This window comes from Citrobacter sp. Cpo015, assembly GCF_030333035.1.
Classification (GTDB): domain Bacteria; phylum Pseudomonadota; class Gammaproteobacteria; order Enterobacterales; family Enterobacteriaceae; genus Citrobacter; species Citrobacter portucalensis.
Map to the genome: position 1 here is coordinate 1 of NZ_JAOWGS010000013.1, position 321 is coordinate 321.

At 55.5% G+C, this 321-nt stretch carries 1 tRNA gene; it reads right to left on the reverse strand.

The features are described 5' to 3' along the window. Window position 1 precedes the first annotated feature (1 nt). Window positions 2-75: transfer RNA gene (locus OGY67_RS00060), tRNA-Arg, on the reverse strand. Window positions 76-321: the final 246 nt, after the last annotated feature.

The window sequence follows — 321 nt, forward strand, 5'->3', positions numbered from 1 at the left end:
GTGCATCCGGGAGGATTCGAACCTCCGACCGCTCGGTTCGTAGCCGAGTACTCTATCCAGCTGAGCTACGGATGCATCGGGAATTGCTGATTACTACTGATACTGCGAAGAAGATGGTGCATCCGGGAGGATTACTCGGCTGCACCTCGCCCTGCGGGCCGTTGCTGAAGCAACGTTATCCTCCCTGGGCTCGCGATTATCTCGCAGACCATGAAACAACAGTTTTGCTGTTATCTCGGAGAATATGGTGCATCCGGGAGGATTCGAACCTCCGACCGCTCGGTTCGTAGCCGAGTACTCTATCCAGCTGAGCTACGGATG